Origin of the sequence: Paenibacillus antri (genome assembly GCF_005765165.1) — a bacterium.
Taxonomy (GTDB): Bacteria; Bacillota; Bacilli; order Paenibacillales; family YIM-B00363; genus Paenibacillus_AE; species Paenibacillus_AE antri.
Genome location: NZ_VCIW01000003.1, coordinates 228,601 through 242,095, shown reverse-complemented (window position 1 = coordinate 242,095; position 13,495 = coordinate 228,601). Strand labels below are relative to the sequence as shown.

The window sequence follows — 13,495 nt, the reverse complement described above, 5'->3', positions numbered from 1 at the left end:
TCTGTATTAAAAATAAGTGCGGTTGACGGCGCGGATTTCGCCTTCGCGCTTGATCGCCGCTTGGCAGCCGAGGCGATACCCTTGTTCGATCTCCTCTTCGTCCATGCGGTCGTACTCCGCGTCGTTCGGCTCGCTGAGCAGCTCCCGGCCCTCTTCGACGTAAACCCGGCACCGCGCGCACGTCCCCCGCGTACACGAAAACCCGAGATCGATCCCGTTCGCGAGCGCGTGGTCGAGCAGCGTCTTTCCGATTTCGGCGGGCACCGTCTTGACGACGGCCCGTCCCTTCAACGTCAGCATAGCTTGTCCTCTTTTCTACTAAAACATGGATAACAGCGCGAACGGCACCATCAAAACGAGCAGCGCGAACGCGACGACCGACAGGACGACGCGAACCGCCCCCTTCGTCTTTGCGCGCGCGTACGTGATGAGCAGCGAAGCGACGGCCATGAATCCTAGCGCCACGAAGGACGCCCACATTTTGTCGAGCGGCGACATATTCTCTTCTCCCGGAAACGCTTCGGACTCCGCCATTCGGCTCCGAAGCGAGATTTCATTTTCATAACAGTATACACAGCCATTTCCCCGACACGCAAGCGGGCGCCCGCATAACCTGCACGGACGCCCGCTTTGGAATCTCGCCCTTTAGACGCGCGAGATTATTTCAACATCATCTTCATAAGCTGCTCCATGCTGTTCGGGTTCATGCCGCTTTTCTTGACCGCCGACACGATTTCCTTCATCAGGGAATCCGACACCGGTACGCCGGCCATTGCGCCGACCTTCTTGATGAGCTGCTTGAGCTCGGCTTCGCTCTGCATCGTCGACGGCTTCACGCCGCTAGCGAGCTTGTTGATGTCCTTCTCCGTGATCGTCTTCCCGGTCTTCTTCTTGACCGCGCCGAGCACGTCTTTGCCGATAGGCTTCGCCATTCGCGTTCCTCCCTCCGCCGTTTTCTCCATCGTATGATGGGGACTAGCGGAAGGTGTAGGCGGGCGCGGCGCGATCGCAAGACGTTATTCGGCCGGCGCGCCGCGGAACGCCGCCGCGGCTTCGCGAACGATGTCCTCGATCTCGTGGGTACGCCCGCGGCCCATCAACGCCTCGACGGCCGAGCGCGGGTTCTTGCCTTGGAACAATACGGCGTGCAGCTGCTCGGCGATCGGCAGCTCGACCCCGTATCGTTCCGAGAGGGCGATCGAAGCCTTCGTCGTGCGGACGCCTTCGACGACCATGCCGATCGATTCGAGCACCTCGTCGAGCGTCGCCCCTTCGGCGAGCTTATACCCGGCGCGCCAATTGCGGCTGTGCCGGCTCGTGCACGTCGCGACAAGGTCGCCGACGCCCGCGAGACCCGCGAACGTGAGCGGATTCGCCCCCATCGCGACGCCGAGGCGCCCGATTTCGGCGAGCCCCCGCGTCAGGAGCGCCGCCTTCGCGTTATCGCCGAAGCCGAGACCGTCCGACATGCCCGCGCCGAGCGCGATAATGTTCTTCAGCGCGCCCGCGATCTCCACCCCCGCGACGTCTGGGTTCGTATACACCCGGAACGCCGGCGTAATGAACGCGTCCTGCGCCGCCTCCGCGAGCTCGGGACGCGAGCAGGCGACGACGACGGTCGTCGGCGAACGTAGGATGACCTCTTCCGCGTGGCTCGGCCCCGATAAAACGACGACGCTGCCCGGCTCGAGGACGCCCGCGAACTCTTCCTCCAGCACGTGCGACATGCGGAGCAGCGTGTCCGCTTCGAATCCCTTGGTCGCGTGTACGATCAATTGATCGCCGCGCATGAACGGCTTCGCCAGCCGCGCGACGTCGCGCATCGCCGACGACGGCGCGACGAAGAGGAGAAGGTCCCCGTGCCGCGTCGCTTCCTCGATGCTCGTCGTCGCGCGGATATTCGGAGGGAGCTTCGCCCCCGGCACGTACTTCTCGTTCGTGCGGCGCTCGTTGATTTCCTGCGCCTGCGCTTCGCCGCGCGTCCAGAGCAGCACCTCGAGGCCGTTGTCGGCCAACACCGCGGCGAGCGCCGTTCCCCAACTGCCCGCCACGAATACGGTCGCTTTCTTCATCGCGTGTTTCCCTCCCCTATCGGTTCGAGCGGCGGAACGAAAGTTTATTTTCCTTCCCTTGCGCCAGCTTCACGATGTTGCTCCGATGCCGATAGAACGCCAGCGCGGCGAGCGCCAAGCTGAATACGATCAATTCCGGCTCCCGGCCGAACGCCCAGAGCGACACCGGCAGCAGCGCCGCGAACAGCAGCGAGCCGAGCGAGACGAATCGCGTGACGACGATGGAAGCGATGCCGACGAGGCCCGCGACGAGGCCGGGCACGAAGCACAGCGTCGCCACGACGCCGATCATCGTCGCGATCCCCTTGCCGCCGCGGAACGCGAAGAAGACGGGCCAATTGTGGCCGACGATGGCCGCGAAGCCGGCGAGAATCGGCAGCAGCAGCGAGACCGGGTCGAGCCACCAGCCGACCCATACCGCGAGCACGCCCTTCGCGATGTCGAGCGCCAGCACGGTGAGCGCCGGACCGACGCCCATCACGCGCAGCGTATTCGTCGCGCCGGCGTTGCCGCTGCCGTGCTTGCGAATGTCGATGCCTTGAAACAATCTTCCCCATATAAAGCTAAAGCTGATCGAACCGATCAAATAGCCGATGACGACCGCGAGAACGTAATTCACGTTGTCCTTCTCCCCTTACTCCTGGTCTTACATCCGTTTCGTCGAAACCGCATCGCGTACTCTCGGGAGGTACGCTTGCGGCGGTTCCTTCGTTACTCCCCGTCGTTTTTCCGTTTGGTCGCGAATCGCACCGGCGTACCCTCGAACGGGAACGCGGTGCGGATCCGATTTTCCAAATAGCGCTCGTACGAGAAATGCATCAACTCCGGATCGTTCACGAACAGGATGAACGTCGGCGGCTTCACCGCGACTTGCGTGATGTAGTTGATGCGCAGACGACGGCCCTTGTCGGTCGGCGGCGGGTTGACCGCGACGGCGTCCGCTACGATATCGTTCAGCACGTTCGTCGGCACGCGCATCGAATGCTGCTCCGCGACGTTCTGCACGACGGGCAGCAGCTTGTGCAGGCGCTGCTTCGTCGTCGCCGAAACGTAGACGATCGGCGCGTACGGCATGAAGAGGAAGTGATCCCGGATCGATTCCGTGAAACGCTGCATCGTCTTGTCGTCTTTCTCCACCGCGTCCCACTTGTTCACGACGAATATGGCCGCTCGGCCCGCCTCGTGCGCGTATCCCGCGATGTGCTTATCCTGCTCGATAATGCCTTCCTCGCCGTTGATGACGATCAGCGCGACGTCCGCGCGCTCGATCGCCTGCATCGACCGCATGACGCTGAACTTCTCGGTCGCCTCGTACACCTTCCCGCGCTTGCGAATGCCGGCGGTATCGATAAGGACGTATTGCTGTCCGTCCTTCTCGAACGGCGTATCGATGGCGTCGCGCGTCGTGCCGGCGATGTCGCTGACGATGACGCGCTCTTCCCCGAGCAGCGCGTTCACGAGCGACGACTTGCCGACGTTCGGACGGCCGATCAACGCGATCTTGATCACTTCTTCCCCGTACAGCTCTTCCGGCTTCTCCGGAAGACGCTTCACGAGCTCGTCGAGCAAGTCCCCGACGCCGATACCGTGCGTGCCGGACAAGGCGACGGGATCCCCCAAGCCGAGCGAATAAAACTCGTAAATCTCGTCGGTGCTCGCGGGATTGTCCATCTTGTTGACGCCGAGCACGATCGGCTTGTTCGAACGGAACAATAGCTGCGCGATCGTCTCGTCCGCCGGGGTGAGACCCGCCTTCGCGTCGGCGATGAACAGAATGACGTCCGCTTCCTCGACGGCCAACTCCGCTTGCATTCGGACTTGCTTCAGCAGCTCGTCTTCGTCGAAAATTTCGATGCCGCCCGTGTCGATAATGCTGAACGGCTTGCCGTTCCATTCGGCGGTTCCGTAAATCCGGTCGCGCGTCACGCCCGGACGGTCTTCCACGATTGCCAATCGCTCCCCGATGATTCGGTTGAAGATCGTCGACTTGCCGACGTTCGGCCGGCCGACGATGGCCACGATCGGTCTGGCCATACGTTCACTCTCCTATTATGTATACGACTTCGTTTGAAACTGACCTCATCATAACAAAAAGAAGCCCCGAATGCGAAAGAGGCGTCCTACCTTCGCACTCGAAGCCATGCCCTGATCCTTCCGCCTTCCCGCTTCGCCCGGTCGACGACGGCCGCGGCCGCGACCGACAGCGCGCGCGCCGACGCCGCGGCCATCCACCACGCGTCTTGAAATTCTCGGCCGCCGAAGAAGGGCGTCTGCCATCGTGCGTAGAGCAGCGCCGTATAGGCGTCGTTCACGACGAGCGCGATCGACAGCATCGCGAACTGCGTCGAGGCGCGCCGCGTATAACAGACGATCAAGACGACGATCAACGCGACGGGGTCGACGGACGGATGCAGGACGATCGCTAGCGGGTCGATTCGCTCGACGAGCTGCACCAGCGAATAGATCGCGCCGAGCAAACACCCGAACGACAGCGCCGACGCGGCGTCCTTCCTCGAGTACGGGGAGACGAGACCGATCGCCGCGAGCGCGAGCAGCGGCGCGTACGCCGCAGTCCCCGCCCAAGCTCCCGCCTTCCAGTCGACGGCGGCGGCCGCGATCCAGCCGAGGCCGAACAGCGACGCCGCCCGCGCCGACGCCCCGCCGATCGCATGCGTTCTCCAGCCGAAGCCGATCAGGATCAGGGACAAGGTGAGCAATATATAAGAGAGAAAGCCCGGATTCATGCTCGTACCTCCGCGAATCGGTTCTTTCCCCTATTATCGCTCCAAGCGCCTCGTTTTACTCCGAGTCCGTCTCCCGCTCCGGTCGAACGGCGCGCCTTGCGTACTTCCGAATGTCGACGCCTCGCGCGGCGCACCACTCGGCCGTGTCGCCGACGATCACGACCGGCGCGGACTGGAGCTCGGGAATCGTTCTGGCGCCGACCGCGGTCATGACGAGCCGAAGCTCCTCCTGCAGGTCGCGGATCGAGGCGGCGACCGCTTCGACTCCCTCTTCGCGAAGCTTGCGCAGCAGCGCGCCGGCCAGTCCTACGGCATCCGCGCCGAGCGCGATCGATTTCGCCGCTTCCATGCCGTTGCGGATGCCTCCGGAGCCGATCAATCGGCCGGCCGGCGCCGCTTCCTTCGCCTCGAGCAGCGATACCGCGGTCGTATTTCCCCAGTCGTCGAACCACGGAATCGGCCGATCCCGACGAGCGTTCTCGATCCGGGCGAAGTTCGTTCCGCCGCTTCCGCCGCAGTCGACGGCCGAGACGCCGACCGACAGCAAGCGGGAAGCCGCGCTCATGGTCATGCCGAACCCGACCTCCTTCGCGATGACCGGGACGTCCACGTTCCGCACGATCCGCTCGATGCGGCGCAGCGCCCCTTCGAAGGAGCGGTCGCCTTCGGGCATGACCAACTCCTGCACGACGTTCAGATGAATTTGGAGAGCATCCGCTCGGATCATCTCGACGGCGCGCTTCGCTTGCTCCGGGGTCGCCTCGCTGCCCAAATTCGCGAACAGCAGCCCGTCGGGATTGGCGCGCCGCGCGGCCGCGTAGCTCGCTTCGAGCGCCGGATCGCGTAAAGCGGCCATCTGCGAGCCGACCGCCATCGCGACGCCCGTAAGCCTCGCCGCTTCCCCGAGGCCGTAATTGATTTCTTCCGTCTCCGCCGCCCCGCCCGTCATCGCATTAATAAGAATCGGCGACCTCATAGTGAGTTCGCCGATTCGAGTCGTAAGCGAGATATGGGATACGGACGTGTCGGGGAGCGGGTTATGCACGAATCTCACTTCCGACAGGCCGTTCCGGCCGCTCTGGCCGGAAGCGAGCGCATGGCGGACATGATCCATCTTGCGCGACATTCGCGTCATTCGTCTCGACTCCCCGTCGTTCGTCGATTACTTGAACTTGCTAAGCTTGTCGCCGAAGCGCTCGCCGAGCGTCAAGTTAAGCGATTGCGCGTCCGGGATGTCTACCTTCGGCTGTCTCGGCGCGCGTTCCGGACGCTCTTGGCGTTGCGGCTGCTCCGGCGCTTCTTCCGTCTCCTTGATGCTGAGGGAGATCCGCTTTTCCCCAACGTTGATGTCGAGAACCTTCACGTTCACTTGCTGTCCTTCCTTCAGGACCTCATGCGGCGTGCCGATGCGGCGATGCGCGATCTGGGAGACGTGGACCAAGCCCTCGACGCCAGGCGCCACTTCGACGAACGCGCCGAAGTCGACAAGGCGGCGAACCGTGCCTTGAATGATGTCGCCGATCTGGAATTGGCCGCCCGCTTGCTCCCACGGACCCGGTTGAGCCGCTTTCACGCTGAGGGAGATGCGCTCGTTGGCCGGATCGAGCTTCAGGATCTTGACCTTCACCTTGTCGCCTTCCTTCACGACGTCGGAAGGCTTCTCGACGTGCTGATAGGAAAGCTCGGAGATGTGAACGAGGCCGTCCACGCCGCCGACGTCTACGAACGCGCCGAATTGCGTCAGGCGCTGAACCGTGCCCTCGATGACGTCGCCTACGTTCAGACGCTCCATGATCTGTTGCTTTTGCGCTTGATATTGCTCTTCCAGAACGTCCTTCTGAGAGAGAATGAGCTTATTGTTCGGACGATCGATTTCTTTGACCTTCAGCTTCAAGGTGCGGCCCTTGTAGTCGCTGAAGTCTTCGACGAAGTGGCGCTCGACCATCGAAGCCGGAATGAAACCGCGAACGCCGACGTCCACGACGAGTCCGCCCTTCACGACGTCCACGACTTTCGCTTCGATCGTCTCGTTGTTGTCGAGGTACTCTTGCATTTTGTCCCAAGCTTTCTCGCCTTCGACTTGCTTCTTCGACAGCGTCAACGTTTCTTTCGCGTCGTTGATGCCGATAACCTTGCAAGTAACTTCCTGTCCCAATTGAACGACGTCCGATATATTGTCAAGAGGGACGGAAGACAGCTCGCGGGCGGTGATGACGCCATCGTATTTGTAACCGATGTCCACGTACACCTGATTGTCCTCCACCTTCACGACGGTGCCTGTGACGATGTCGCCCTTCTTTACCGTCGACACCTCGTTCATGTCCACCGTGTCCGCGGATTCCGCCGCCGCTTGCTCGTTCGCTTGTACCTTCGTCTCTTCCGTCATAACGATACCCTCCTCAGATTTCCAAAAACCCTTTTGTGATGAATGTAGTATAATTCCAAAATACCATTTCCATACGTTAGAAATCAATTGTACGTCTTCGGTATTCGGAAACTTGTAATCAACGATGTCGATCCAGCAAGTCCTGGATGGCGCTCATGATTTTGACGGTGAGCGCGTCCGCCTGCTCCGCCGGGGGCAGATGCGCGACGGCTTCGGCGGCGTCGAACGGTTCCCCGTAGACGACCTTCAACCGTCGGAACGGCTTATATTTTCCGATGATCGCGACCGGCAGGATGTTCGCTTTGCTGCGAAGCGCCATGCTGGCCGCCCCCTTCTTGCCTTCGCCGAGCTTCTCCGTCTTCTGCCTCGTGCCTTCCGGGAAGACGACGAGCATGCCGCCGTCCTTGAGCACCTTGATCGCGGTTTTCATCGTTTCCATGCTCATGCCGCCCCGCTGAACGGGGAAGGCGCCGCAGGACCGAATGAACCAAGACAGCACCGGAACGCGGAACAGTTCCGCCTTCGCCAGGAACGTGACCTGCCTTCGCAAGTAACAAGCGATAATCGGCGGGTCGAGAAAGCTGCGATGATTGCCGCATACGACGACGGGGCCGGTGGCCGGCTCCCGCTCCGCCCCGATCGACTTCACGAGGAAGACGATCGAGAGCAGTCTCCTGACGATCGCTCGAGAAACGACGTATACCATCGCTACACCTCCAACGCCTGGCGGCATAAGCGGACGATGCGTTCCGCCGCTTCGTCCGCGGTCAGGTGCGACGTGTCCAGCAGCACCGCGTCGTCCGCTTGCTTCAGCGGCGAGGTCGCCCGTTCGGAGTCGCTCTTGTCGCGGGCGGCGATCGCTTCCATCAAGCCTTCGACCGTCGCTTCCGGGTCCTTCTCCTTCAGCTCCAGCCAGCGGCGCTCGGCCCGGATGCGGACGCTGGCCGTCATGAACACCTTCACTTCCGCGTCGGGAAGCACGTTCGTGCCGATATCCCTGCCGTCCATGACGACGCCGCGCCGATCGGCGATGTCGCGCTGCAATCGAACCAGCACGTTGCGAATGTCCGGCACGGCCGCCACCTTCGACACGAACGAGGTCACTTCCTTCGTCCGAATCGGCTCCGTGACGTCTTCGCCGTCCATGATCACCTTCTGCCCGCCCGGCTCGGGAACGAGCCGAATGTCGGTCCGCTCCGCCAGCCCCGCAAGCGCCTTCGCGTCGTCCAAATCCGCGCCTTCGCGAAGCGCCTTCAACGTCACCGTCCGGTACATCGCGCCCGTATCGACATATATGTAACCCAATGTTTCGGCGACCTTCCGCGCCACCGTGCTCTTCCCCGCACCGGCCGGTCCGTCGATCGCGACATTAATCTTAGCAGTAGGAGGCCAATTCAAATCCGAGAACTTCCTTTCATGAAAAGCGAGTGGACCGCTGCAGACGTCGCCGTCTCGCAGAGAAAAGCAGGCATGGCCTGCTTTCGCGCTCGTTTAGTATAGCACACGATCGGGGGATGGTGCAAAACCGTAGGAACGCCCTTCCAGTCTGTCCACCTCTACGATTCGCTCCCGTACGGCGTCGATCGTCAGCAATGCTTGCATTAGCACCAAGATGAAAAATAATAGGGCGATCCCTTGCAAGAGACGCTTCTCCACGCTATCGGCCAGCCGCAGAAACCGCCCGACATATTCCTCTTCCGCGCTTTCTTCGCGCCGTTCGTCCGCAGCCAACCGCGCTCCTCCTTCGTAAAAAAACCTATCGGATCTCGCTCCCGATAGGTTGCTACGCAATAGGAAAATTATGCATGGCGGACTCGGCGTTACTTTCGCATTTCGAACTGTCGTTCGAAGCAATAACGGATGATCTTCTGTTGCTCGACCCCCGCGATGTCGAGGAAGCGCATCATCGCAAGCTGCTTGCCCGTCTCGAGCGGCTTGATGCGAATGACTTCGGATTTGAACGGCACGTGCTCGATGTGGCCGCTGCGGAAGTGGATGAGCAGCCAACAATGCAGCGAATCGTTCGCCTTGATCGGGATGTGCCCGTCGCAGACGATCGAAATGCCGCCCCCGCTGACGTCTTCCGTCACCGCGAGAAATTGGAGATGATCGCCGAGCCGGCAGGCGATCTCGAGCGTGGCCGGGACGCGAAGGAACGTGCGCCGCTGCACGCGGGTGATCGTCTCGGGGTCCGGCCGCCGCAAAATCACGAGTCGGACGACGTCCGTCCGGTGTCCGACGACTTCGGTTTCGAAGAAGTTTTTCACTCCGTCGCCCGTGACGAAATGGGCGGATATTTGATCGCCGACGTCGAGCCGCTTGAACCGGCCCGTCTTCTCGTCGATCGGCAGCTCGACGGCGACGTTCTCCTCGCTGACGTCCGCGATGCGCGTTTTATATTGTCGCTTGCTCTCCTCTTCGTCGAGCGACGCCACTTGAAGAAATAAAGTTTGATTGATTTTCACTCGCTCGGGCCCTCCCCTGCGGAACCGAACCTTCCGGATGACCTGGTTCGTTCGTCCCATGACCTAATACTGGTATTATACCAACCGCGAGGAAGAAAAGGAATGAAAAAGCGCAAGACGGAGTTCCCGCCTTGCGCTTTTTTCTCCCGTTCGGTTCCGTTACGCCCCGGACGCCTCGGCGTCGGAGTCGCGGATCCGCTCGATTTTTTCTTCGAAGCCGTTGTCGGCGTTGAAGTAAATCCGGTAATCGCCGCCGTTGATTCCGCCTAAGAACTCGTAACACAGCACTTCCTCGTCCAAGTCGTTCCGGATGACGGCGAGCGAGGCGTCCTTCACCTTGAAGTTCGGATTCAACAGCTTCCTCGCCTCGGCTTCGGTCATCGCCGGCTCGCCGATCTTCTCGGTCGACGGATGGAACAGCAGCTCTCCGGCGGAGAGGCCCGTCACTTCCGCGTCGTCGAGCGCCACCTTCACCGTCACCTTCTCCGGGTAGACCGTTACGCCGTTGACGACGCGGGCGAACATAATGCTCGCCACGTTGTTGTATTCGTCGTAGCTGACCGCCCGCATGCCTTCGTATCCGTGTTCTTGCAGGAAGTCCGTACCGGCTTCCACCGCTCCGCGGATATCCACGATCTTGTTCTCGACCGGGCGCTCCGTCAAGAAGTACACCAGCTTTCCGCCGGCTTTGGTGAATTCGAGCTGGCGCGTCGACCGATCGTTCGCCGGCACCGAAACCGTATACGTCGTAAACTCGGTATCGGCGCCGTTTTCGACCGTCTTCATGCTCGACGTATCCTTCAATCCGAGGAAATCCGCAGCCTTTCGTTTGGCGTCCTCCGCCGTTATCGGCGCGCCTTCCACGCCCTGCATCGACATGCGCCGATTCATCGCCGTCATCGTCGGACCCCAGTCGATGTCGCCGTTTTCGGTGACCCGCTTGTTCATCAGCTTAAAGCCGTCGATGATGTCGTTGTCGTAATTTTCCTCGCCGGAAGCGAGCAGCACCTCGACGTCCATCCACTGGAGGTGATTGTTGAGGACCGATTCCTGTACTTTCCGAAGATCGGTCTTGATCTCCTTCGACCGCTCGTACAACGTCGTAAGAATTTTCATTTCGGCCGGAGTCAACGGCTGCTTCTGCAAATCGCGCATCGCCGTCTTGTAGGAGAACTTGGAGATGTTCGCCAGCAGCTCCTCCGTCTCGTGGAACGGCATCAGCGTGAGCGGAAGCTGGTTCACTTCCGATTGCGCCTGACTCGTCAGCCGCCACATGTTGATGAGACCTTTGCGGTGGAAGTTCGACGCGCTGCTCACGGCCAGCGTGTTGCCGAGCTCCTCGTGCAGCTGGTCCATATGATAAGACAAGTCATGGAAAGCGCGTTGATATTGGTTTTCCGCCTTGACCAGGATTTGGTTTTTCTCTTGGTGCTCCTGATACCCCCACAGCCCGGCTCCCACGAGGAGAACCGCGACGATCGGGAACAGGACGGCGCTTAAACGTTGGTACACTCTAGACGTCCCCCTTCAACGAAAACTTACCGTTAGCTTTCGTTGAAGGCGGCGACGTTATACACTTTCTTCATCGATTAGAAAATCGTGATCGTTATCGCACAGACAGCGCTTGAACCCCGTCTCGATACGGCCCTTCTCCTTCTTGCCGCGCAAGACGAAGCGTTCGCCGCACCGGTTGCAGCGAATCGATACTTTCACGCGAGGATTCATCGTTTTTCCCGTCCTTTACCATTGGATGCTTCACCCAGTTTGGACGGACGCGTCACATTTTAAACTCTTCCTCGCGACGAATCATGCGAAGCGGCGAGTGATGGTTCGCGCGCTTCATCTTCCAAAGCCCTCTGGCCCAGAGATACGCCATGAACGGCACCATGAGCCACATCCAGCTCGATTTCGCCGTCGTCAGCAGGAAGTCGAACATGCCGTGATAGAATACCGGGAACATGAACGCGAATGCGAAAAATTTGCCCCGCTCCTCCTTCGCGAATTTCGCCTGTCCGAAGTAATATCCCATCACGACGCCGAACAACGCGTGACCGGATACGGGGAGCAAAGCGCGAACGATTAAGGTGGACATGGAAAAGGGCTCGAAAAACGCGTACAGCATATTTTCCATCGTAGCGAAGCCGAGCGATGCGGCCGTCGCGTAGACGATGCCGTCGTACGGCTCGTCGAATTCGGCGTGGCGGAACACGGCGATCGCGACGATGAGCCACTTCGCCGCTTCTTCGAGGCCGGCCGTCGTCACGAACGAGAACACGAACGGATCGTCCTTCCCGAGCCACAGCTCGAAGCCTCGCTGCAGCACCATGACCGGGAACACGGACATCATGCCGAACAGAAACAGCCTCGCGACCATCGCGATCGGCTCCGCCTCGTAGCGGTCTTTCAGGTAAATGTAAGACAGCAGCGCGATCCCGGGAGCGGCGGCGGCCGCTGCGATCGAGAACAAAGCCATGCGTCGCCCCCCTTTCCGTTAGAATAGGGCGCGCACGCCGCCCCTCGTTACACCCAGCCTCTGTACCGTGCGGCCTCCGCCATCTTGCGGACGCCGACCATGTACGCGGCGAGCCTCATATCGACGCCTCGCGTGGCATGGGTTTGATATACGTTGTCGAAGCCCTTGACCATCATGTCTTCGAGCTTCGCGTGCACTTCTTCCTCGGTCCAATAATACCCTTGATTGTTCTGTACCCATTCGAAGTACGAAACGATGACGCCGCCCGCGCTGGCCAGCACGTCCGGGACGAGCAGAATGCCTCTGTCGGAGACGATCTTCGTCGCCTCGAGCGTCGTCGGTCCGTTCGCCGCTTCGACGATGATCGAAGCCTTGATCTCGTGCGCGTTGCCCGCCGTGATCTGATTTTCGATGGCGGCCGGCACGAGAATGTCGCAGTCCTGCACGAGCAGCTGTTCGTTCGTGATCGCCGTCTTCTCGAACAGCTTCGTCACCGTGCCGAACGAGTCGCGCTTGTCGAGCAAATATTCGATATCGAGCCCCTCGGGGTCGTAGAGCGCGCCATAGACGTCGGAGATGCCGACGACCTTCGCGCCGGCCTCGTGCATGAATTTCGACAAGTAGCTTCCCGCGTTGCCGAACCCTTGCACGATGACTCTCGCGTCCCTGACGTCGATGCCGCGCTTCTTCAGCGCTTCGCGGATCATGATCGTGACGCCCTTGGCCGTCGCGGTTTCCCGGCCGTGGGAGCCGCCGAGCACGATCGGCTTGCCCGTAATGAAGCCGGGGGCGTCGAATTCGCGGATGCGGCTGTACTCGTCGAACATCCAAGCCATGATTTGCGAGTTCGTCATGACGTCCGGCGCCGGAATGTCCTTCGTCGGGCCTACGATTTGCGAGACGGCGCGAACGTAGCCGCGGCTCAGCCGTTCCAGCTCCCGGAAGGACATCTGTCTCGGATCGCACACGACCCCGCCCTTGCCGCCCCCGTACGGAAGATCGACGATCCCGCACTTGAGGCTCATCCAGATCGACAGCGCCTTCACCTCGTCCTCCGTGACGTCGGGGTGAAACCGAACGCCGCCCTTCGTCGGACCGACGGCGTCGTTATGCTGCGCCCGGTACCCGGTGAACACCTTGACCGCGCCGTCGTCCATCCGCACCGGAATGCGGACCGTCAGCACCCGCATCGGCTCCTTCAGGAGCTCGTACATCTCTTCCGTATAGCCCAGCCGCTTCAACGCTTGCCCGATGACCGTCTGCGTCGACGTCAGGACGTTGCCATGATCCGTTGCAGTCACGTTCTCCACCTCGCATGCCGTAATCTCGAACGTTCTACGTGCTATTGTTCGTTG

General features: G+C 60.9%; 17 protein-coding genes. All 17 read right to left on the bottom strand.

Features of this window, described 5'->3' with window-relative positions; genetic code table 11:
- Window positions 1-6: 6 nt before the first annotated feature.
- Window positions 7-300: a 2Fe-2S iron-sulfur cluster-binding protein gene (locus tag FE782_RS06860; protein WP_138193324.1), complete on the bottom strand. Its 294-nt coding sequence runs from the start codon at window positions 298-300 to the stop codon at window positions 7-9.
- 18 nt (window positions 301-318) lie between these two features.
- The gene (locus FE782_RS06855) at window positions 319-498 is read right to left on the bottom strand and encodes a DUF2768 family protein (protein WP_138193323.1); all 180 of its coding nucleotides are present in this window, start codon (window positions 496-498) and stop codon (window positions 319-321) included.
- 161 nt (window positions 499-659) lie between these two features.
- Window positions 660-932, bottom strand: coding sequence for a stage VI sporulation protein F (locus tag FE782_RS06850; protein ID WP_138193322.1), 273 nt, complete (start codon window positions 930-932; stop codon window positions 660-662).
- A gap of 84 nt (window positions 933-1,016) precedes the next feature.
- Window positions 1,017-2,072 carry an NAD(P)H-dependent glycerol-3-phosphate dehydrogenase gene (locus FE782_RS06845; protein WP_138193321.1) on the bottom strand — a complete coding sequence of 352 codons (1,056 nt, stop codon included), beginning with the start codon at window positions 2,070-2,072 and terminating at the stop codon, window positions 1,017-1,019.
- A 16-nt stretch (window positions 2,073-2,088) separates the two neighbouring features.
- On the bottom strand, window positions 2,089-2,691 hold the full coding sequence (gene plsY / locus FE782_RS06840) for a glycerol-3-phosphate 1-O-acyltransferase PlsY (protein WP_138193320.1): 603 nt from the start codon (window positions 2,689-2,691) through the stop codon (window positions 2,089-2,091).
- A 92-nt stretch (window positions 2,692-2,783) separates the two neighbouring features.
- On the bottom strand, window positions 2,784-4,106 hold the full coding sequence (gene der / locus FE782_RS06835; protein ID WP_138193319.1) for a ribosome biogenesis GTPase Der: 1,323 nt from the start codon (window positions 4,104-4,106) through the stop codon (window positions 2,784-2,786).
- Window positions 4,107-4,192: 86 nt separating this feature from the next.
- The gene (locus FE782_RS06830; protein ID WP_138193318.1) at window positions 4,193-4,816 is read right to left on the bottom strand and encodes a YphA family membrane protein; all 624 of its coding nucleotides are present in this window, start codon (window positions 4,814-4,816) and stop codon (window positions 4,193-4,195) included.
- Window positions 4,817-4,871: 55 nt separating this feature from the next.
- Window positions 4,872-5,951: a type 2 isopentenyl-diphosphate Delta-isomerase gene (fni, locus tag FE782_RS06825; RefSeq protein ID WP_138193317.1), complete on the bottom strand. Its 1,080-nt coding sequence runs from the start codon at window positions 5,949-5,951 to the stop codon at window positions 4,872-4,874.
- A gap of 27 nt (window positions 5,952-5,978) precedes the next feature.
- Window positions 5,979-7,202: a 30S ribosomal protein S1 gene (gene rpsA, locus FE782_RS06820; protein ID WP_138193316.1), complete on the bottom strand. Its 1,224-nt coding sequence runs from the start codon at window positions 7,200-7,202 to the stop codon at window positions 5,979-5,981.
- 118 nt (window positions 7,203-7,320) lie between these two features.
- Window positions 7,321-7,908, bottom strand: a complete 588-nt coding sequence (locus tag FE782_RS06815) for a lysophospholipid acyltransferase family protein (RefSeq protein ID WP_158299273.1) — start codon at window positions 7,906-7,908, stop codon at window positions 7,321-7,323.
- Window positions 7,909-7,910: 2 nt separating this feature from the next.
- Window positions 7,911-8,600, bottom strand: coding sequence for a (d)CMP kinase (gene cmk, locus FE782_RS06810; RefSeq protein ID WP_138193314.1), 690 nt, complete (start codon window positions 8,598-8,600; stop codon window positions 7,911-7,913).
- A gap of 93 nt (window positions 8,601-8,693) precedes the next feature.
- Window positions 8,694-8,933: a hypothetical protein gene (locus tag FE782_RS06805; RefSeq protein WP_138193313.1), complete on the bottom strand. Its 240-nt coding sequence runs from the start codon at window positions 8,931-8,933 to the stop codon at window positions 8,694-8,696.
- Between the two features lie 89 nt (window positions 8,934-9,022).
- Window positions 9,023-9,667 carry a flagellar brake protein gene (locus FE782_RS06800; protein ID WP_238392371.1) on the bottom strand — a complete coding sequence of 215 codons (645 nt, stop codon included), beginning with the start codon at window positions 9,665-9,667 and terminating at the stop codon, window positions 9,023-9,025.
- Between the two features lie 159 nt (window positions 9,668-9,826).
- Window positions 9,827-11,179: a germination protein YpeB gene (gene ypeB / locus FE782_RS06795; RefSeq protein WP_138193311.1), complete on the bottom strand. Its 1,353-nt coding sequence runs from the start codon at window positions 11,177-11,179 to the stop codon at window positions 9,827-9,829.
- A gap of 57 nt (window positions 11,180-11,236) precedes the next feature.
- Window positions 11,237-11,392, bottom strand: coding sequence for a hypothetical protein (locus FE782_RS32555; RefSeq protein WP_202914488.1), 156 nt, complete (start codon window positions 11,390-11,392; stop codon window positions 11,237-11,239).
- A 52-nt stretch (window positions 11,393-11,444) separates the two neighbouring features.
- A complete protein-coding gene (gene prsW / locus FE782_RS06790) occupies window positions 11,445-12,140 on the bottom strand; it encodes a glutamic-type intramembrane protease PrsW (RefSeq protein WP_138193310.1) in 696 nt (231 codons plus the stop codon).
- A 47-nt stretch (window positions 12,141-12,187) separates the two neighbouring features.
- On the bottom strand, window positions 12,188-13,441 hold the full coding sequence (locus FE782_RS06785; RefSeq protein WP_138193309.1) for a Glu/Leu/Phe/Val family dehydrogenase: 1,254 nt from the start codon (window positions 13,439-13,441) through the stop codon (window positions 12,188-12,190).
- Between the last annotated feature and the right edge of the window lie 54 nt (window positions 13,442-13,495).

What these genes read in the sequence shown, in the direction of transcription:
- FE782_RS06845 (WP_138193321.1), bottom strand. Translation starts at nt 2,072, where the DNA reads ATGAAGAAAGCGACCGTATTCGTGGCGGGCAGTTGGGGAACGGCGCTC.
- FE782_RS06850 (WP_138193322.1), bottom strand. Translation starts at nt 932, where the DNA reads ATGGCGAAGCCTATCGGCAAAGACGTGCTCGGCGCGGTCAAGAAGAAG.
- fni (WP_138193317.1), bottom strand. Translation starts at nt 5,951, where the DNA reads ATGACGCGAATGTCGCGCAAGATGGATCATGTCCGCCATGCGCTCGCT.
- FE782_RS06830 (WP_138193318.1), bottom strand. Translation starts at nt 4,816, where the DNA reads ATGAATCCGGGCTTTCTCTCTTATATATTGCTCACCTTGTCCCTGATC.
- FE782_RS32555 (WP_202914488.1), bottom strand. Translation starts at nt 11,392, where the DNA reads ATGAATCCTCGCGTGAAAGTATCGATTCGCTGCAACCGGTGCGGCGAA.
- der (WP_138193319.1), bottom strand. Translation starts at nt 4,106, where the DNA reads ATGGCCAGACCGATCGTGGCCATCGTCGGCCGGCCGAACGTCGGCAAG.
- FE782_RS06860 (WP_138193324.1), bottom strand. Translation starts at nt 300, where the DNA reads ATGCTGACGTTGAAGGGACGGGCCGTCGTCAAGACGGTGCCCGCCGAA.
- prsW (WP_138193310.1), bottom strand. Translation starts at nt 12,140, where the DNA reads ATGGCTTTGTTCTCGATCGCAGCGGCCGCCGCCGCTCCCGGGATCGCG.
- FE782_RS06855 (WP_138193323.1), bottom strand. Translation starts at nt 498, where the DNA reads ATGTCGCCGCTCGACAAAATGTGGGCGTCCTTCGTGGCGCTAGGATTC.
- FE782_RS06815 (WP_158299273.1), bottom strand. Translation starts at nt 7,908, where the DNA reads ATGGTATACGTCGTTTCTCGAGCGATCGTCAGGAGACTGCTCTCGATC.
- rpsA (WP_138193316.1), bottom strand. Translation starts at nt 7,202, where the DNA reads ATGACGGAAGAGACGAAGGTACAAGCGAACGAGCAAGCGGCGGCGGAA.